This window comes from Paraburkholderia sp. BGA-UO-ETr-F21 (genome assembly GCF_059567925.1).
Genome location: NZ_JCAQOY010000029.1, coordinates 380,697 through 399,525 on the forward strand (window position 1 = coordinate 380,697; position 18,829 = coordinate 399,525).

Below are 18,829 nucleotides of genomic sequence, written 5' to 3' on the forward strand. Positions count from 1 at the left end.
GATCAGCCCTTATTGCTGTTCGACGAGCGCGCGCGCTTCGCCGACGTGGCCGCGATACGCTTCGAAAATCTTGCGCAGCGCTTCGTCGAAGGTCGACTTCGGCGCCCAGCCGAGTTCCTGCATGGTGTTGTCGATCTTCGGCACGCGGTTCTGCACGTCCTGGTAGCCGGCGCCGTAGTAAGCGCCCGACGAAGTTTCGACCAGCTGTACCTGCTTGGCCGTTTCCGCGTATTCCGGGAATTCGGCGGCGAGCGTCAGCATCTTGTGCGCGAGTTCACGCACCGAGAAATTGTTGGTCGGGTTGCCGATGTTGTAGATCTTGCCCGTCGCCACGCCGTCCTTGTTCTCGATGATCTTCATCAGCGCGCCGATGCCGTCGTCGATATCCGTGAACGCACGCTTTTGCGCGCCGCCATCGACGAGACTGATGTTCTCGCCGCGCACGATATGGCCGAGGAACTGCGTGACCACGCGCGAGCTGCCTTCCTTCGGCGTGTAGATCGAATCGAGGCCCGGGCCGATCCAGTTGAACGGACGGAACAGCGTGAAGTTCAGGCCTTCCATGCCGTAACCCCAGATCACGCGGTCCATCAACTGCTTGGAACACGCGTAGATCCAGCGCGGCTTGTTGATCGGGCCGTACGACAGTTGCGATTCTTCCGGATCGAACTGCTCGTCCGTGCACATGCCGTAGACCTCGGAGGTCGACGGAAACACGAGGTGCTTGCCGTACTTGACCGCCGAACGCACGATCGGCAGGTTCGCTTCGAAGTCGAGTTCGAACACGCGCAGCGGCTGCTTGACGTACGTGGCGGGCGTGGCGATCGCAACCAGCGGGAGGATCACATCGCACTTTTTGACGTGATATTCGACCCACTCCTTGTTGATCGTGATGTCGCCTTCGAAGAAGTGCATCCGTTCATGATTGACCAGGTCGCCCAGACGCTCGGTCTGCATGTCCATGCCGAAGACTTCCCAATCGGTCGTTTCGAGAATGCGTTTGGACAGGTGATGGCCGATGAAGCCATTCACACCCAGAATCAGGACTTTTTTCATGAGTAACGGGGAGTTTGGATGAGCTGGGCAAATTCGGCCGGAGTGACGACAGTCTCGCTGCCGTCGTGCTGGCGCCGCAATTCGTGGATGGCGATCGCGCGGCCGTCGCCGCATATCGCGAAAATGCCATTATCGCTTACGTGCAGGCCCGGCGGCAAATCCGAGCGAAGCGCGCCGGGCGCGGCGAGGCGCGCGCGCGTCACGACGAAACGTTGCTCGCCGATGTCCGTGAAGGCGCCGGGATAGGGTGGCGCGACCGCGCGAATCAGGTTGTAGACCTGCTGCGCCGATTGCGTCCAGTCGATGCGTCCGTCTTCCGGCTTGCGCCCGCCATAGTAGCTGCCGTGCGCGAGATCGTTCGGCAGATGCGGCGCTTCACCCGCCAGCAGGGACGGCAGCACGCGCCACAGCGTTTGCTCGGCGGCCACCGTGACCTTGTCGAACACCTGGCTCGCCGTGTCGTCGGGCAGGATCGGCACCGGCGTTTGGGCGATGATCGCGCCCGCGTCCGGTTTGGCGGCCATTTCGTGCAGCGTCGCGCCGGTTTCGGTTTCGCCGTGAATCACCGCCCAGTTGGTCGGCACGCGGCCGCGGTACTTGGGCAGCAGCGAGCCGTGCATGTTGTAAGCGCCCCGTGCGGCGAGCGCCAACACGTCGACCGGCAACATGTGGCGGTAGTAGAACGAGAAGATGAAGTCCGGGCGCGCGGCGCTCACCGCGGCGCGCAACTCGGGACTCTTCGGATCGTGCGGGGTGATCACCGGAATGCCGTGCTCGGCCGCGACCGAGGCGACGCTGCCGAACCAGATGTTTTCGGTCGGGCTGTCTTCGTGCGTGACGACGAGCGCCACCTCCACACCGCGCGCGAGCAGCACCTGCAGGCAGCGCACACCGACGTTGTGATAAGCGAATACGACGGCGCGTGGCTTCATGGATTGGGGCCCTGATCGACGAGCGGCGCGGCCTGCACGGCCTGCACGACTGCCTGGCGCGGCGCTTCGGCCACGGTCGTGCCGTCGCGCTGTTCGAGAATGGTCTGCACGAGATAGCGTGGGCGTGCGCGCACCTGCTGGTAGATCCGGCCGATATATTCGCCGAGCAGGCCGAGCGCGAAGATGATCACGCCGAGCAGGAAGAAGATCACGGCGAACAGCGTGAACACACCTTGCACTTCCGCACCGATAATGAAGCGGCGAATCAGCAGCAGCACGAACAGCGCCGCGGACCCGAGCGACAGGATCACGCCGATGAACGACAGCCATTGCAGCGGTACGACCGAGAAGCCGGTCACGAGGTCGAAGTTCAGGCGGATCAGCGAATACAGCGAGTACTTCGATTCGCCGGCGAAGCGCTCTTCGTGCGCGACCTCGATTTCGACCGGATTCTGCGCGAAGGTGTACGCAAGCGCCGGAATGAAGGTGTTGATTTCGCCGCAGCGATTGATCGTGTCGATGATGTGCCGGCTGTAGGCGCGCAGCATGCAGCCCTGGTCGGTCATCTTGATGCGGGTGATGCGCTCGCGCAGCCGGTTCATCGCGCGCGAGGCCTTGCGGCGCCACAGGCTGTCCTGACGTTGCAGGCGAATCGTGCCGACGTAGTCGTAGCCTTCGCGCATCTTGTTGACCAGCTTGGCGATCTCTTCCGGCGGATTCTGCAGGTCGGCGTCGAGCGTGATGACGATCTCGCCGCGCGATTGCTCGAAGCCGGCCAGAATCGCCATGTGCTGGCCGTAGTTGCCGTTCAGCAGAATCACGCGGGTCGTGTCGGGACGCGCGCGGAACTGCTCGGCGAGCAGGGCGGCGGATTTGTCGCGGCTGCCGTCGTTGATGAAGATCACTTCATAACCGGTGCCGAGCGCGTCGAGCGCAGGATAGAGGCGCGCGAACAGCGCAGCCAGGCCGGCTTCCTCGTTGTACACCGGGATGATGATCGACACTTCCGGTGCGACGGCGCGATGTTCCGAATAAATCATTTCCGCTTATTTTCCGTATTGTTCGCAAATTTCATTGACCGCGCGGCACACGCGCTCCACGTCGCCTTCGTTCATCAGCGTGAACAGCGGCAGCGTGACGTTGGTCGCGCCGAAGCGCTCCGCATGCGGGAACATGCCTTCCTTGAAGCCATGCGCGCGGTACAGCGAGAACAGGTGGATGGCCGGGTAGTGCACCCCCGAACCGATGCCACGCTCTTTCAGTTGCCCCATGAAACCGGCACGGTCGATCGAGAGCTTCTCAAGCGGCAGCGTGACCTGGAACATGTGCCAGTTGCTGTTTTCAAAGTCAGCAAACGGCAGGCCGAGCCCGAGTTTCTTCGCCGCGCCGCCCTCCAGGCCCGCGAAATACGCGCGCACGAGCTTCTTGCGCTGCCCAAGGAAACGCTCCAGATGCGGCAACTGGCCGAGGCCGACGCGCGCGGCGACGTCCGTCAGGTTGTACTTGCCGCCCAGCACGTCGCAGTCCATGCCGTCGAAGCCGGTGCGCGTGATGCCTTGCAAGCGGTATTTCTGAGCAAGGATGGCTTCTTCCTCGTTGTTCAGCACGAGCGCGCCGCCTTCGATCGAGGTCAGGTTCTTGTTCGCATGGAAGCTGAACGAGACCATGTCGCCCAGCTTGCCGATGCGCTCACCGTTCCAGGTCGAGCCGAACGCCTGCGCGGCGTCTTCGATCACGCGCAGCTTGTGGGCGCGGGCGATTGCGTAGAGACGGTCCATGTCGACCGGCAGGCCCGACAGATACACCGGAATCAGCGCCTTGGTGCGCGGCGTGATGGCTTTTTCGAGCAGATCGAGGTCGATGTTGCGGGTGACCGGGTCGATGTCGGCAAACACCGGCGTCGCGCCGACTTCATAGATCACGTTGCTGGTGGAGACCCACGAGGCCGGCGTCGTGATGACCTCGTCGCCTTCGCCCACGCCGGCGATGCGCAGGCCGATTTCCAGCGTCGCCGTGCCGGAATTGAACGTGCGCACCGGGCGGCCGCCGCAGAATTCGGAGAGCGACGCTTCGAATTTCTGGTTTTGCGGGCCGGTGGTGATCCAGCCGGAGCGCAGCACCTCGGCGACGCCCTGAATCGTTTCCTCATCGATCTCGGGTTTGACAAAGGGCAGAAACGGGAGTGTTGACTGGCTCATGAAAGCTTCGCTCGATTTAAAGGGGGCGCAACCCCGAAGGGCGCGAACTAAACCACATAGTGTGCGCAACCGGGGCCGCGGCTAAAAAGGGCGCAACCGCGCAGCATACCAGGATCAACCTTACATATTGCTTAGCCGGCCGGAACGGCCGCTTACGGTATCTTTGCCGCCTTCATGCGCACAGGCGGCCCGGCAATAAACAGCAATAGATTGTGACCGGCACGCCGCGGCGGGCCGGGATGACTAGCTGCGAGCCAACACCAGCACGCCGATCAGGATGATGCCGATGCCAATCAGCTTCTGTACCGACAGCACTTCGCCGAACAGATACCATGCCGCGAACGCATTGACGACGTAGCCGAGCGAGAGCATCGGATAGGCGATCGATACGTCCACCCGCGACAGCCCGACGATCCACACGGCCACGCTGATCACATAACAGGCCAGCCCGCCGATGATCGGCGGCTGGGTTGCGATGCGAAAGGCAATGGGCAGGATGTTCGCACGGGTGAATTCGAAGTGTCCAACGGCATTCGTACCGGCTTTGAGCAGCAACTGCGCACCAGCGTTCAACGTGACGCCGGCAAGAATGCAAAAGAGGGAAATCGGGTTCATCGAACGGGCAGATCCTGATATGGGGTCATTGTTGTGCTTTTTCCACTGGCACGGATGCGGGTGCGTCAGCTGCCGGCGCGTCGGACGCGATCGGCTTTTCCACCACCACGCGGCGCGAGTCGCGGGCGATCACCCGCATCGGCAGGCCTTCCTTGAGAAGCCGGTCGTAGGTCGGCGGCGGAATCAGCGCGAGCGCGTAGCGGTCGGCCTTCCAGCGTTCGATCCAGGCGTCGACCGACGGAATCCATTTCTGCGGTTCGACGGACACGCCGAACGCCAGTTCGTCCGCATGCTCGACCATGATCATCGTGTGGTCGACGTAGAACGGCAGCGTGTGGTCGAGTACGCCCACCGAGTAGAACGGCGTGTCGGCCGGCAGCTTCGCGATCTCCGCCTTGATGGCCGGCGCGAGCGGCGCACCGGAACTCAGGCGGCCGAACACGTCGTGACCCGTGCCGGCAATGGTGCCGAGCAGCAGCCACGCCGCGCCGAAGGTGGCGATCGCGCCGAGGCTGCCGGCCCGGCTGCGGCGGTTCAACCACAGCGCCGCGAGTGTCAGCACAAAGGCGACGCCGAGCGCCGCCAGCACCCACGTGCGGTACTCGGCATACAGTTCGGCCGGATTGCGAGCGCTGCCAAAGCGCGGCAGGAACAACGCGGCAAACGCTGCCACGACGAGAAAGAGCGCATAGCCGGCCAGATGACGGCGCAACTGGTCGCGCGTGACGAGCGGCAGATACATGCCGATCAGAAGCGCGATCGGCGGTGCGATGGGCAGCGTGTAGGAGAGCAGCTTCGAATGCGACGCGCTGAAGAACAGGAAGATGAAGACGGTCCACGTCAGCATTAGCGTGACCGGCGCGAAGCCGTTCGGCTGGCGCGGCAGGCGCCATGCGTGGCGCACGCTTTGCAGCGTCACCGAAAGCCACGGCAGGAAACCCACCAGCAGCACCGGCACGAAGTAGTAGAACGGTCCCGGACGGTTCTGCTCAGGCGTCAGATAGCGCTTGAACTGCTGAACGATGAAGAAGAAGTTCAGGAATTCCGGGTTGCGCTGTTGCACCAGCACGAACCACGGCGTGACGATCGCGAAAAAGACGATCAGCCCGCCGATCAGATGCAGACGCTTCCACACCGCCCAGTCGCGCGCGATCAGCGTATAGAGCACCAGCACGGCGCCCGGCAGGATCACGCCGACGAGTCCCTTGGACAGCACCGCCAGCGCCATCGAGCCCCAGCACACCCACATCCAGCCGCGCACGCACCCGCCCGGGAGGTTGGGGCGCTGCGCGAGCAGCAGCGCGCAAAGCGTCAGTTCCATCCAGAACGACAGGCCCATGTCGAGCGTGTTGAAGTGGCCCATCAGGTTCCAGTACGGCGAGGTCGCCAGCACGATCGCGGCGAACACGCCGGTTGCCGTGTTGAACACGCGCTGGCCGGTGAAGCCGACCAGCAGCACGCCGGCAAAGCCCGTCAGTGCGGTATAGAGCCGCGCCTGCCATTCGCCGATGCCGAACCACGCGAACGTGAGCGCGTTCGCCCAGGTCTGCAGCGGCGGCTTTTCGAAATACTTGTAGCCGTTGTAGCGCGGCGTGATCCAGTCGCCGGTGACGAACATCTCGCGCGCCATCTCGGCGTAGCGGCCTTCGTCGCTCGGCAGCAGGTGGCGCCAGCCGAGCGGCACGAACCAGATCACGGCGAGGGCCAGCACCAGCAGCAGAACCGTGGTGCGGTTGAGCGGTAGCCTCGTCGGCGTATCGTTCATGGATTTCAACCTTTATGGCGACGCCGCACAGGCGGCGAAGCGATGTTGTTCGGAAATGGCGACCGGCCATGCGGCGCGGCCATCAGCGAAGCGACCCGCGCTCTGCGGGCGCCCGTCTTCCGGGCGCGTGCATCAGACTCCCGACGCGGCGTTCGAGTTGCGTCCAACCGCAGCCCGCTTCGACAGCGGTGGCTTCTTCACCTTCCGGCGACGGGCGCTGACGCGGCGCGCGGTTGCGCTCAGGCTGCCGGTGCTGCCTTCGTTCGATGGCGCGCAGTGTACGTTATCGGCCCTGACGCGGCCAGGGCGTGCAGTCAGCGCCGACGCCGCGAGGCCACGAACAAGGTCCGCAGCAGGCCGCGGCGAATTGCTCCGGGGCGGCCTCGCGGCACGGATTCAGGCTTCGATCAGCAACGCGGCCGCGACCTTGCGGCCCTCGGCCATCAGAATGTTGTAGGTGCGGCAGGCGGCCTTGAAGTCCATCGTTTCGACGCCGATGCGCCTCGCCGTCAGCGCGGCTGTCAGGCGCGGATGCGGAAAGCGCAGCCGCTCGCCGCTGCCGAACACGACCACTTCCGGCGCGGAGTCGACCAGCATGGCGAAGTGCTCGGCGCTCAGCTGCTCGAAAGAGGAGACGGGCCAAGGGATGACCGGCGCGTCCGGCAGCACGAGAAGGCTGCCCGAATGGCGCACCAGATTGATTTCGACATAGTCGGCGCCGTAGCCGGTGACGGTGTTGAGGGCGCCGCTCGAATCCTGATGTAATTTCAAATTGGTTTTCCGAAGTCGTCGTGAGACATCATGCGTGTTGACGGCCTGACCGGGCGGGGCCCAGGCGGGGCGATTCGACGCGAATGGGACACGCGAATGGGACAGAAGCGGCCGAAAAGGCTTGCCGATGCGGTTGGTGCATTGCGGAAGTCGGCCAAAATCCGCTAAATTATAACTTTTTAGCCGCCTTGCGGCGCCCCTCGCTCATATGCCGCCACAAGCCGCGCTGAGTCGGCGGGTGCGGCCCACCGGCTACCCGCCTTGGTTTTACCCGCTTTCGGCCGCTGTTCGTCGGTTCTGTCTGCGTGCGTCAACGCGAGAAGGGCTCGCGAAGCGGCCTGCGCAAGGGCTCGACGATAGCTCGACGCGACGACGGCTCGACAACGGCTAGACGAACCGGCGCTGAGATTCGGCCTGAGATTCGGCCTGAGATTCGGCCTGAGACTCGGCCCGATTCGCGTGGCGCCGGTCGCCGCTTGCCGTCGCCGGTCGTGCCGCGCCCGAATTCCCCCTATCGGCGAACCCGCCCGGCCCATTTTGCTGTTTGCGCGCGCCGGTTTGCCCAAGCCATCAACCAGGATGAAGTGCCCGCCGTGAAACCGATACTCAAATCCAACAAGTTGTTGAATGTCTGCTATGACATTCGCGGGCCCGTCCTCGAACATGCGAAGCGGCTCGAGGAAGAGGGCCACCGCATCATCAAGCTGAACATCGGCAATCTCGCGCCGTTCGGCTTCGACGCGCCGGACGAAATCATTCAGGACATGATCCTGAACCTGCCGGGTTCGTCGGGTTATTCCGACTCCAAGGGAGTGTTCGCCGCGCGCAAGGCGATCATGCATTACACGCAGCAAAAGGGCGTGCACGGGGTCGAGCTGGACGACATCTATATCGGCAACGGCGCGTCCGAGCTGATCGTGATGGCGCTTCAGGGCCTCCTGAACGATGGCGACGAAGTGCTGCTGCCCGCGCCGGACTATCCGCTGTGGACCGCCGGCGTGAGCCTGTCGGGCGGCACGCCGGTGCATTACATCTGCGACGAATCGAATAGCTGGATGCCCGACCTCGACGACATTCGCGCGAAAATCACGCCGAATACGCGCGCGCTCGTGGTCATCAACCCGAACAACCCGACCGGCGCGCTGTATTCGGACGAACTGCTGCTCGGCCTGATCGAGATCGCCCGCCAGCACGGCCTCGTGATCTTCGCCGACGAGGTCTACGACAAGATCGTCTACGACGGCAAGAAGCACACGTCGATGGCGGCGCTCTCCGAAGACGTGCTCACGGTCACGTTCAACAGCCTGTCGAAGAGCTACCGGTCGTGCGGTTATCGCGCCGGCTGGATGTTCATTTCAGGCCTGACCGCCGGCGAGAACCGCCGCCACGCGAAAGACTACTTCGAAGGGCTCGGCATCCTGGCTTCCATGCGTTTGTGCCCGAACGTGCCGGGCCAGTACGCGATCCAGACCGCGCTCGGCGGCTACCAGAGCATCAACGACCTGATCGTGCCGACCGGGCGCCTGTACAAACAGCGCGAACTCGCGTATGACATGTTGACGGCGATCCCCGGCGTGAGTTGCGTGAAGCCCGAAGCGGCGCTGTACATGTTCCCGCGGCTGGACCCGAAGATCTATCCGATCCAGGACGACCAGCAGTTCATCCTCGACCTGTTGCTGGAAGAGCGCGTGCTGCTCGTGCAGGGCACCGGCTTCAACTGGAAAACGCCGGATCACTTCCGCGTGGTGTTCCTGCCGAACGTGGACGACCTCGCGGATTCGATCAACCGGATCGCGCGTTTCCTCGACGGTTACCGCAAACGTCACACGGCCTAGCGCACAATAGGGCGCAACGCGCGGCGCGCTCGCGGGCAATGCGGGCTGACGCCGCGCCGTGCGGAACGCGCCAGACCCGCGACCTGTTTATTTTTAATCACCTACTCGAAAACACACGCTGCATGGAACCGATCAAAGTTGGACTGCTGGGCTTCGGCACGGTAGGCAGCGGCACCTTCACGGTACTGCGTCGCAATCAGGAAGAAATCAAACGCCGCGCGGGCCGCGGCATCGAGATCGCGCGCATTGCCGTGCGCAATCCCGCCAAGGCGACAGCCGCGCTCGGCACTGAGGCCGGCACGGTGGCGCTGACCGATGACTTCAACGCGGTGGTCGACGACCCGTCGATCGATATCGTGGCCGAGATGATCGGCGGCACGGGCGTGGCGCGCGACCTCGTTCTACGCGCAATCAAGAACCGCAAGCACGTGGTGACCGCCAACAAGGCGCTGCTCGCCGTGCACGGCACGGAGATTTTCGAGGCGGCGCGCGCCAACGGCGTGATGGTGTCGTTCGAGGCGGCGGTGGCGGGCGGCATTCCGATCATCAAGGCGCTGCGCGAAGGTCTGACGGCCAACCGCATTCAGTACATCGCGGGCATCATCAACGGCACCACGAATTACATTCTTTCGGAAATGCGCGACCGCGGACTCGACTTCGCAACCGCGCTGAAAGCCGCGCAGGAACTCGGCTACGCCGAAGCCGACCCGACCTTCGACATCGAAGGCGTGGACGCAGCGCACAAGGCGACCATCATGAGCGCGATCGCGTTCGGCGTGCCGGTGCAGTTCGACAAGGCTTACGTCGAAGGCATCAGCAAGCTCGCGGCGATCGACATCAAATATGCCGAGGAACTCGGCTACCGCATCAAGCTGCTCGGTATCACGCGCCGCACCGACAAGGGCATCGAATTGCGCGTGCATCCCACGCTGATTCCGGAAAAGCGCCTGCTGGCGAACGTGGAAGGCGCGATGAACGCGGTCGTCGTGCATGGCGACGCGGTCGGCACCACGCTTTACTACGGTAAGGGCGCGGGCGCCGAGCCGACGGCTTCCGCGGTGGTGGCCGATCTGGTCGACGTGACGCGTCTGCACACGGCCGACCCGGAGCATCGCGTGCCGCATCTGGCGTTTCAGCCGGACAGCCTGTCGAGCACCCCGATCCTGCCGATCGAAGAAGTCACGAGCGGCTACTACCTGCGTCTGCGGGTGGCGGACGTGACCGGCGTGCTGGCCGACATCACGCGCATTCTGGCCGACACCGGCATTTCCATCGACGCGCTGCTGCAGAAGGAGTCGGAGCACGTCGACGCGAACGGCAAGGGCGAAACCGACATCATCCTGATCACGCACGAAACGGTCGAAAAGCACGTCAACGCCGCGATCAAAACGATCGAAGCGCTGAAGACCGTTGTCTCGCAAGTCACGAAGCTGCGCATGGAAGCGCTGAACTAGGCCGAACTATGAACTACCTGTCCACCCGCGGCGCCGGCGCCGGCGAGCACCACTCCTTTGCTGACATCCTGCTGGGCGGTCTCGCCAAAGACGGCGGTCTGTATCTGCCCGCCGAATATCCGCGCGTCACGACTGACGAACTGACGCGCTGGCGCACGCTGCCGTACGCCGACCTCGCCTTCGAGATCCTGTCCAAATTCATCGACGACATTCCCGCCGAAGACCTGCGCGCGCTCACGCGCAAGACCTACACGGCGGCAACGTACTGCAACGTGCGCGACGACGAAAGCGCCGCGCAGATCACGCCGTTGAAGGTGCTGGGCGTTGAAGAGGGCGCGCCGCTGTCATTGCTGGAACTGTCGAACGGGCCAACGCTCGCGTTCAAGGACATGGCCATGCAGTTGATCGGCAACCTGTTCGAATACGCGCTCGCCAAACACGGCCAGACGCTGAACATTCTCGGCGCGACCTCGGGCGACACCGGCAGCGCCGCGGAATACGCGATGCGCGGCAAGAAGGGCATCAGCGTGTTCATGCTGTCGCCGCACAAGAAGATGAGCGCGTTCCAGACCGCGCAGATGTACAGCCTGCAGGACCCGAACATCTTCAACATCGCGGTGGAAGGCGTATTCGACGACGCTCAGGACATCGTCAAGGCCGTCTCGAACGATCACGCGTTCAAGGCGAAGTACAAGATCGGCACGGTCAACTCGATCAACTGGGCGCGCGTCGTCGCGCAGGTCGTGTATTACTTCAAGGGCTATTTCGCGGCCACGAAGTCGAACGACGAGCGGGTGTCGTTCACGGTGCCGTCGGGCAACTTCGGCAACGTGTGCGCGGGTCACATCGCGCGCATGATGGGTTTGCCGATCGAGAAGCTGGTCGTGGCAACGAACGAAAACGATGTGCTCGACGAGTTTTTCCGCACCGGTATTTATCGCGTGCGCAAGGCGGCCGAGACGTATCACACCAGCAGCCCGAGCATGGACATTTCGAAGGCCTCGAACTTCGAGCGTTTCGTGTTCGATCTGCTCGGCCGCGATCCGGCGCGCGTGCTGCAACTATTCCGTGACGTCGAAGAGAAGGGCGGCTTCGATCTCGCCGCGAGCGGCGACTTTGCGCGCGTGCGGGAGTTCGGTTTCGTGTCGGGCCGCAGCAGCCACGAATCGCGCGTGGAGACGATCCGCGACGTGTTCGAGCGTTACGACACGATGATCGACACGCACACCGCCGACGGCCTGAAGGTCGCGCGCGAACATTTGCAGCCGGGCATTCCGATGATCGTGCTGGAGACGGCGCAACCGATCAAGTTCGGCGAGACGATTCGCGAAGCGCTGTTGCGCGAACCGGAACGGCCCGCGGCGTTCTCGGGCCTCGAATCGCTACCGCAGCGTTTCGAAGTGCTGCCGGCGGATGCGCAGCGCGTGAAGGACTTTATCGTCGCGAAGGTAGGCGCGTAAGTTGGCACATCAGGCGGCGCATGATTCAGCGCATAAGTCAGCCGCCGTCGCCTTGACGCGTCATACCGCCTGGGGCACGCCCAGTCTGTCGGCGCGCTTCATGCGCCGCATGTCAAAGGCGCTTGCCGCGAACCCCGCGGCAAGCGCTCAATCACCAGAAATCCGCTCATAACGCCCCTTAGCCCAGACTTCCTGCTTCGACCGCTACAATATTCTTTTAACCTGCGGCTTCGAGACCAGAGATGTCCACACCCACGCCCCGCGCGCCGATGCTTGCCACCGCCGAAGCCTTGGCGACCCTGCTCAGCGCAGCGAGCCCGATTGCCGGCACAGAGTCGATCCCCACGCTGGATGCGCTGAACCGTGTTCTCGCGGCCGACGTCACCTCGCCGCTCGACGTCCCGCCGATGAACACCAGTTCAATGGACGGCTACGCGATCCGCAGCGCGGACCTGGCCGCTCAAGCCACCGGCCGCTTGCCGGTCTCACAACGCATTCCGGCCGGCCACGCGCCAGAGCCCCTGACACCCGGCACGGCCGCGCGTATCTTTACCGGCGCCACCGTGCCGCCCGGTGCCGATGCGATCGTGATGCAGGAGCAAACCGAAGCCAGCGGCGCGGAAGTCACGATCCTGCACAGCCCGCAGCCCGGTGAATGGATCACGGCGCAGGGCGCGGATATTCGCAGCGGCTCGGTCATCCTTCCGGCGGGCACGCGGCTCACGCCTCAGGCGTTGGGGCTTGCGGCCTCGGTCGGGTGCGCCGAACTCGTCGTGCGGCGGCGCGTCAAGGTAGCCGTCTTCTTCACCGGCGACGAACTGACCATGCCGGGCGAACCGCTGAAGCCCGGCGCGATCTACAACTCGAACCGGTTCACGCTGCGCGGGCTGCTGGAAAAACTCGGCTGCGAAGTCACCGACTACGGCATCGTCGCCGATAAGCTCGACGCGACCCGCACGACCTTGCGTGAAGCCGCCGAAGCACACGACCTGATCCTCACCTGCGGCGGCGTGTCGGTGGGCGAAGAGGATCATGTGAAGCCGGCTGTGGAAGCAGAAGGGCGTCTTGCGATGTGGCAAATCGCCATGAAGCCGGGCAAGCCGCTCGCCTTCGGCGCGGTGCGCCGTGTCGCGCGGCGTGGCGAGACCGCGGCGGCGCCGGATTCGGCTGAAACCTTTTTCATCGGCCTGCCGGGCAACCCGGTGTCCAGTTTCGCGACCTTCCTGCTGTTCGTGCGCCCGTTCATCCTGAGTCTGGCCGGCGTGCAGGCGGTTGCGCCGCGCGCACTGTCGCTGCGCGCGGATTTCACGCAGAGCAAGGCCGACCGCCGCAACGAATTCCTGCGCGCGCGTATCAACCCGGCGGGCGGGCTCGATCTGTTCCCGAATCAGAGTTCAGCCGTGCTGACCTCGACCGTTTGGGGCGATGGCCTGATCGACAATCCGCCGAATCACGCGATCAGCGCCGGCGAGACGGTGCGCTTCCTTCCTTTTTCCGAACTGCTGAACTGAGGCCGGCGGTCGCCGGTGGCATCCCGATGAAGATTCAACTTCGATATTTTGCGAGCGTGCGTGAAGCGCTCGATCTGGCCGACGAAACCGTCGATCTGCCCGACGGCATTGCAACCGTCGGCGACGTGCGCGCCTGGCTGCGCGCGCGCGGCGGCATCTGGTCCGACACCCTGGCCGAGGGCCGCGCGCTGCGTATGGCTTGCAACCATGTCATGACCGGCGCCGGCACTCGCGTCACCGAGGGCTGCGAAGTCGCGTTTTTTCCGCCCGTTACCGGCGGCTGATCCGCCGCGCCGCTCCCAACTGCATAGGAGGCCCAGATGCCCGTTCGCGTCCAGACGGAAGACTTCGACCTCACCGCCGAGGTCGCCGGATTACGCGCGCGCAATCCGAAAATCGGCGCGGTCGCCTGCTTCGTCGGCACCGTGCGCGATCTGAACGACGGCAGCGCGATCGAGACGATGGAGCTCGAACACTATCCCGGCATGACGGAAAAATCGCTGGAGGCGATCATCGTCAGCGCGCGTGAGCGCTGGCCGGGCATCGAGGTGTTGGTCGTGCATCGGGTCGGCAAGCTGTACCCGCTCGACCAGATCGTGCTGGTGGCGACGACGGCCGCGCATCGCGGCGATGCCTTCGCGTCCTGCGAATTCGTGATGGATTATCTGAAGACCCAGGCGCCGTTCTGGAAGAAAGAAAAGACCGAGGCTGGCGAGCGCTGGGTCGACGCCCGTGTCACCGACGACGCGGCGCTCGCCCGCTGGGGTATCGAATCGGATAATCGTGCCGAGGACTAGGCGCGGGTGCGCGCCGGTGGAATCCGGGTGTCAGCGGGTCCGCGAGTCTGGGAACAGCAAGCGTTTTGACGCCGCTTACGCCGTTCGCAGGCGCTCCTGACGGTTCGGGCCTGGCCGATGCCTGCCGGCCCGCTGCACGGGTTTAAACGGCAGCCTCGCGGCGTCTGCGTCATTCGTCCCGCGACCGGCCGACAATGCGCGTCGGAAACGGCTCGCCTGGCGGGCGCGCCGCGTGCGCTGCCTCGTCAACATCGTGGGGACGACGTTTGGGCGCAACGCGTTCCAGCAGCGCCTGTTGTTCCTCCGGGATCTTGTAATCCCAGCCGAAACGGCTCAACTGCAGACTCTGCGCGATGCGCAGCGCCGGCTCCATGAAGCGGACCGCGGCGGCGGGCTGATAACTTGACTGCACCGTGTCCAGAAACAGATACAGCCAGCGGCTGAAGTGCTGCGGCTCGATGCCCTCGAGCGGCTGATGCGCCTGCTGCACGTTGCCGCGATATTGCTTCGCGCCCAGCACGAGGCTGCCCCAGAAGGTGCACATCTTGGGCAGGTGATCGTCCCAGCGGCCCGCGAGCGTCGCGTCGAAGACCGGACCCAGCAGCGCATCGGCGCGCACGCGATCGTAAAAGGCGTAGACCAGTTCGCGGATATTCGCCTCGGTGGGCTCGACAGCGCGTTCGACGACCGGCGCGGCGGGAAAAGACGGGTTCATGCAAAGTCCAAAAGGTGCGGTTCTCGATTGTGCGTCGCCACAAGGCGCCGCACTGCGTCAGGAATGGCCTCAAACGGAGTCCAAACGAAAGGAAGTAGGCCGCGAATACCCCGCTTTTCGTAAGAATGCCCCACGCAGGAAACGTTACCATTACTGCCGAAACATACGCACCGCCTAACTGCGCAGAACAAGAAAATATGCGTAGCGCCTGCATCTTAGGGCGAAGCGACGGCCCACGGCAACCCTTGCATCGACGCGGTTATCCCCGGATCGCGGCTTGCGCTCATCGTGATACCTGCACCTATGAGACTGACCGACTATACGGATTACTCACTACGCGTTTTGCTATACCTCGCGGTTCGCGGCGAAGGGCTATCGACGATCCAGGATATTTCGGACGCGTACGGCATTTCCAAGAACCACTTGATGAAGGTCGTGCAGCAGCTGGGCGAACTCGGCTGGATCGAAACGGTGCGCGGGCGCAACGGCGGATTGCGGCTGACCGAGCAAACCAGCGCGCTGACGGTCGGCGAAATCGTGCGCGCGACCGAAAGCGACTTTGCGCTCGTCGGTTGTTTTCCAGACCAGCAAGGTGAGCGCCGCAGTTGCGTCATTTCACCGCAGTGCCGTTTGCGTGGCGCGCTCGAAGCGGCGCGTAATGCCTTTCTCTCCGAGCTGGACCGACATACCATTGGTGAGGTGGCACAGCCGCATGGCCCGCTGTCCGCGCTGCTCGGCTTGAGCAGCGTGATTCCGATCGTGCCGGTCGCGCCGGCCGGTGGTAATCCCGCGCCGATTGCCTGAAAACGGTGAGGCAGTTCTCTTGCGTCCAAACGTTAAATATTCGCTGTCTGATGCAAAAAAGCGCTTGAAACCTGGATAAAACGCCTCATTTTGGTGGTAATCGAAATTGGAGGTCTCTTGATGAGAATCGACAAACTTACCACTAAATTCCAGGAAGCCCTGGCGGATGCGCAGAGTCTGGCCGTCGGCCACGACAATCAATACATCGAACCGGTTCACGTCCTGTCGGCGCTCGTCGCGCAGCAGGATGGTTCGGCACGCTCGCTGCTCTCGCGTGCCGGCGTGCATGTGCAGGCGCTGCAAACGGCGCTCGGCGACGCGATCACGCGTCTGCCGCAAGTGCAGGGCACCGACGGCAACGTGCAGATCGGCCGCGAGCTGACCGGCTTGCTGAACCAGGCCGATAAGGAAGCGCAAAAACTCAACGACACGTTCATCGCGAGCGAGATGTTCCTGCTCGCCGTCGCGGACGACAAAGGCGAGGCCGGCCGTCTCGCGCGTCAGCACGGCTTGTCGCGCAAGTCGCTTGAAAGCGCGATTGCCGCCGTGCGCGGCGGCTCGCAGGTGCATAGCCAGGACGCCGAAAGCCAGCGTGAAGCGCTGAAGAAATACACCGTGGACCTGACCGAGCGCGCGCGGGCCGGCAAGCTTGACCCGGTGATCGGCCGTGACGACGAAATTCGTCGTTCGATCCAGATCCTGCAGCGTCGTACCAAGAACAACCCCGTGCTGATCGGCGAACCGGGCGTGGGTAAGACCGCGATCGTCGAAGGTCTGGCGCAGCGTATCGTCAACGGCGAAGTGCCGGAAACGCTCAAGGGCAAGCGCGTGCTGTCACTCGATATGGCGGCGTTGCTGGCCGGCGCCAAGTATCGCGGCGAGTTTGAAGAGCGTTTGAAGGCCGTGCTGAACGACATCGCGAAAGACGAAGGCCAGACCATTGTCTTCATCGACGAAATTCACACCATGGTCGGCGCGGGCAAGGCCGAAGGCGCGATGGACGCGGGCAACATGCTGAAGCCGGCGCTCTCGCGCGGCGAACTGCATTGCGTCGGCGCGACCACGCTCGACGAATACCGCAAGTACATCGAAAAGGATGCCGCGCTCGAACGCCGCTTCCAGAAGGTACTGGTCGACGAGCCGACGGTGGAAGCCACCATCGCAATCCTGCGCGGTCTGCAGGAAAAGTACGAACTGCACCACGGCGTGGATATCACCGACCCGGCGATCGTCGCGGCGGCTGAACTGTCGCATCGTTACATCACGGATCGGTTCCTGCCGGACAAGGCCATCGACCTGATTGACGAAGCCGCTTCGAAGATCAAGATGGAAATCGACTCGAAGCCGGAAGAGATGGACCGGCTCGACCGTCGTTTGATCCAGTTGAAGATCGAGCGCGAAGCCGTCAAGAAGGAAAAAGACGAAGCGTCGCAAAAGCGCCTGCAACTGATCGAAGAGGAAATCGAGCGGCTGGATCGCGAATATTCGGACCTCGAAGAAATCTGGACGGCGGAAAAAGCCGCGGTGCAGGGCAGTGCGCAACTGAAGGAAGAGATCGAGAAAACCCGGGCGGAAATCACGCGCCTGCAACGCGAAGGCAAGCTGGAGAAGGTCGCCGAGTTGCAGTACGGCAAGCTGCCGGGTCTCGAAGCGCAGTTGAAGGAAGTGACGCAGGCCGAGGCGAAAGAGCAGAACAATCCGACGCGTCCGCGTTTGCTACGCACGCAGGTCGGTGCGGAAGAAATCGCTGAAGTCGTGTCGCGTTCCACTGGCATTCCCGTGTCGCGCATGATGCAGGGCGAGCGTGAAAAGCTGCTGCAGATCGAAGAGAAACTGCACGCGCGCGTGGTCGGCCAGGACGAGGCGATCAGCGCGGTGGCCGACGCGATCCGCCGCTCGCGCGCGGGTCTGTCGGATCCGAACCGGCCGTATGGTTCGTTCCTGTTCCTCGGCCCGACCGGTGTGGGCAAGACCGAACTGTGCAAGGCGCTTGCGTCGTTCCTGTTCGATTCGGAAGATCATCTGATCCGTATCGACATGAGCGAATTCATGGAGAAGCACAGCGTCGCACGTTTGATCGGTGCGCCGCCGGGATACGTCGGCTACGAAGAGGGCGGCTATCTGACCGAAGCCGTGCGTCGCAAGCCGTATAGCGTGATCCTGCTCGACGAAATCGAGAAGGCGCATCCGGACGTGTTCAACGTGCTGCTGCAAGTGCTCGACGACGGCCGTATGACCGATGGACAGGGCCGTACCGTGGACTTCAAGAACACGGTGATCGTGATGACGTCGAACCTCGGTTCGCAGGTGATCCAGTCGATGGTCGGCGAGCCGCAGGAAGCGGTAAAGGACGCGGTCTGGGAGGAAGTGAAACTGCACTTCCGCCCCGAGTTCCTGAACCGGATCGACGACGTCGTGGTGTTTCATGCGCTCGACCGTTCGAACATCCAGTCGATCGCGCGGATCCAGTTGCAGCGTCTGCACGAGCGGCTTGCCAAGCTCGACATGCAACTGGTGGTGTCGGACGCGGCGCTCGAGCACGTGGGCAAGGTCGGCTACGATCCGCTGTTCGGTGCACGGCCGCTGAAGCGTGCCATCCAGCAGGAGATCGAAAACCCGGTCGCCAAGCTGATTCTGGCTGGCAAGTTCGGTCCGAAAGATGTGATTCCGGTCGAACTGGAAGACGGCAAACTGGTGTTCGAACGCGTCGTGCACTAAGCGAGACGCGCTCTGTGAACGACGGAGCGGCAGCGGTCGAGCCGCTCCCGTCGAAGTAAAAAACGGCAACGAAGGTGACTTCGTTGCCGTTTTTTTTGCCCGCTGCCGCACTTCGCTGGCGGCCTTGCTTGGCGTGGCGTGGCGTGGCGTGGCGTGGCGTGGCGCGGCCGCGCGCTTACGCCTGTGTGTTTAAGCAGC

Annotated in this window: 16 protein-coding genes; 8 read left to right on the forward strand and 8 right to left on the reverse strand. The window is 63.5% G+C overall.

Annotated elements, in window-relative coordinates:
- Window positions 1–9: 9 nt before the first annotated feature.
- The 7 genes from AC57B1_RS18170 to AC57B1_RS18200 all read right to left on the reverse strand — a co-directional run bounded on the left by AC57B1_RS18170 (window position 10) and on the right by AC57B1_RS18200 (window position 7,337).
- On the reverse strand, window positions 10–1,056 hold the full coding sequence (locus AC57B1_RS18170; RefSeq protein ID WP_408183176.1) for a bifunctional UDP-4-keto-pentose/UDP-xylose synthase: 1,047 nt from the start codon (window positions 1,054–1,056) through the stop codon (window positions 10–12).
- Window positions 1,053–1,988, reverse strand: a complete 936-nt coding sequence (locus AC57B1_RS18175) for a formyltransferase (protein ID WP_496418216.1) — start codon at window positions 1,986–1,988, stop codon at window positions 1,053–1,055. The genes AC57B1_RS18170 and AC57B1_RS18175 overlap by 4 nt, the downstream gene beginning before the upstream one ends.
- Entirely contained in the window at window positions 1,985–3,028 is a 1,044-nt protein-coding gene (locus tag AC57B1_RS18180; protein ID WP_091794556.1) for a glycosyltransferase, read from the reverse strand. The genes AC57B1_RS18175 and AC57B1_RS18180 overlap by 4 nt, the downstream gene beginning before the upstream one ends.
- Before the next feature lie 6 nt (window positions 3,029–3,034).
- Window positions 3,035–4,186 carry a DegT/DnrJ/EryC1/StrS family aminotransferase gene (locus AC57B1_RS18185; protein WP_496418217.1) on the reverse strand — a complete coding sequence of 384 codons (1,152 nt, stop codon included), beginning with the start codon at window positions 4,184–4,186 and terminating at the stop codon, window positions 3,035–3,037.
- Between the two features lie 243 nt (window positions 4,187–4,429).
- On the reverse strand, window positions 4,430–4,801 hold the full coding sequence (locus AC57B1_RS18190) for an SMR family transporter (protein WP_091794552.1): 372 nt from the start codon (window positions 4,799–4,801) through the stop codon (window positions 4,430–4,432).
- Between the two features lie 25 nt (window positions 4,802–4,826).
- Window positions 4,827–6,566: a glycosyltransferase family 39 protein gene (locus AC57B1_RS18195; RefSeq protein ID WP_496418218.1), complete on the reverse strand. Its 1,740-nt coding sequence runs from the start codon at window positions 6,564–6,566 to the stop codon at window positions 4,827–4,829.
- Window positions 6,567–6,962: 396 nt separating this feature from the next.
- Window positions 6,963–7,337, reverse strand: coding sequence for an Mth938-like domain-containing protein (locus AC57B1_RS18200; RefSeq protein WP_091794548.1), 375 nt, complete (start codon window positions 7,335–7,337; stop codon window positions 6,963–6,965).
- Between the two features lie 584 nt (window positions 7,338–7,921).
- Between AC57B1_RS18200 and AC57B1_RS18205 the strand changes: the two genes are divergently transcribed.
- The 6 genes from AC57B1_RS18205 (at window position 7,922) to AC57B1_RS18230 (ending at window position 14,394) form a co-directional block, all read left to right on the forward strand.
- Window positions 7,922–9,172 (forward strand): pyridoxal phosphate-dependent aminotransferase, encoded by a 1,251-nt coding sequence (locus tag AC57B1_RS18205; protein WP_091794547.1) that lies wholly within the window; start codon window positions 7,922–7,924, stop codon window positions 9,170–9,172.
- A 122-nt stretch (window positions 9,173–9,294) separates the two neighbouring features.
- Window positions 9,295–10,626: a homoserine dehydrogenase gene (locus AC57B1_RS18210; RefSeq protein ID WP_408343377.1), complete on the forward strand. Its 1,332-nt coding sequence runs from the start codon at window positions 9,295–9,297 to the stop codon at window positions 10,624–10,626.
- Window positions 10,627–10,634: 8 nt separating this feature from the next.
- Complete coding sequence (gene thrC / locus AC57B1_RS18215) at window positions 10,635–12,086, forward strand: threonine synthase (protein WP_408343379.1); 1,452 nt, start codon at window positions 10,635–10,637, stop codon at window positions 12,084–12,086.
- A 269-nt stretch (window positions 12,087–12,355) separates the two neighbouring features.
- Window positions 12,356–13,597, forward strand: coding sequence for a molybdopterin molybdotransferase MoeA (locus tag AC57B1_RS18220; RefSeq protein WP_496418353.1), 1,242 nt, complete (start codon window positions 12,356–12,358; stop codon window positions 13,595–13,597).
- Between the two features lie 26 nt (window positions 13,598–13,623).
- Window positions 13,624–13,881 (forward strand): molybdopterin converting factor subunit 1, encoded by a 258-nt coding sequence (gene moaD / locus AC57B1_RS18225; RefSeq protein ID WP_091794541.1) that lies wholly within the window; start codon window positions 13,624–13,626, stop codon window positions 13,879–13,881.
- 36 nt (window positions 13,882–13,917) lie between these two features.
- Complete coding sequence (locus AC57B1_RS18230; protein WP_496418219.1) at window positions 13,918–14,394, forward strand: molybdenum cofactor biosynthesis protein MoaE; 477 nt, start codon at window positions 13,918–13,920, stop codon at window positions 14,392–14,394.
- Between the two features lie 169 nt (window positions 14,395–14,563).
- Here the strand turns inward: AC57B1_RS18230 and AC57B1_RS18235 are convergent, their stop codons facing one another.
- Window positions 14,564–15,109, reverse strand: coding sequence for a group III truncated hemoglobin (locus AC57B1_RS18235; protein ID WP_496418220.1), 546 nt, complete (start codon window positions 15,107–15,109; stop codon window positions 14,564–14,566).
- Window positions 15,110–15,412: 303 nt separating this feature from the next.
- Between AC57B1_RS18235 and AC57B1_RS18240 the strand changes: the two genes are divergently transcribed.
- Window positions 15,413–15,913 (forward strand): Rrf2 family transcriptional regulator, encoded by a 501-nt coding sequence (locus tag AC57B1_RS18240; RefSeq protein ID WP_496418221.1) that lies wholly within the window; start codon window positions 15,413–15,415, stop codon window positions 15,911–15,913.
- A gap of 120 nt (window positions 15,914–16,033) precedes the next feature.
- On the forward strand, window positions 16,034–18,631 hold the full coding sequence (gene clpB, locus AC57B1_RS18245; protein WP_091794533.1) for an ATP-dependent chaperone ClpB: 2,598 nt from the start codon (window positions 16,034–16,036) through the stop codon (window positions 18,629–18,631).
- The last annotated feature ends 198 nt before the right edge of the window (window positions 18,632–18,829 follow it).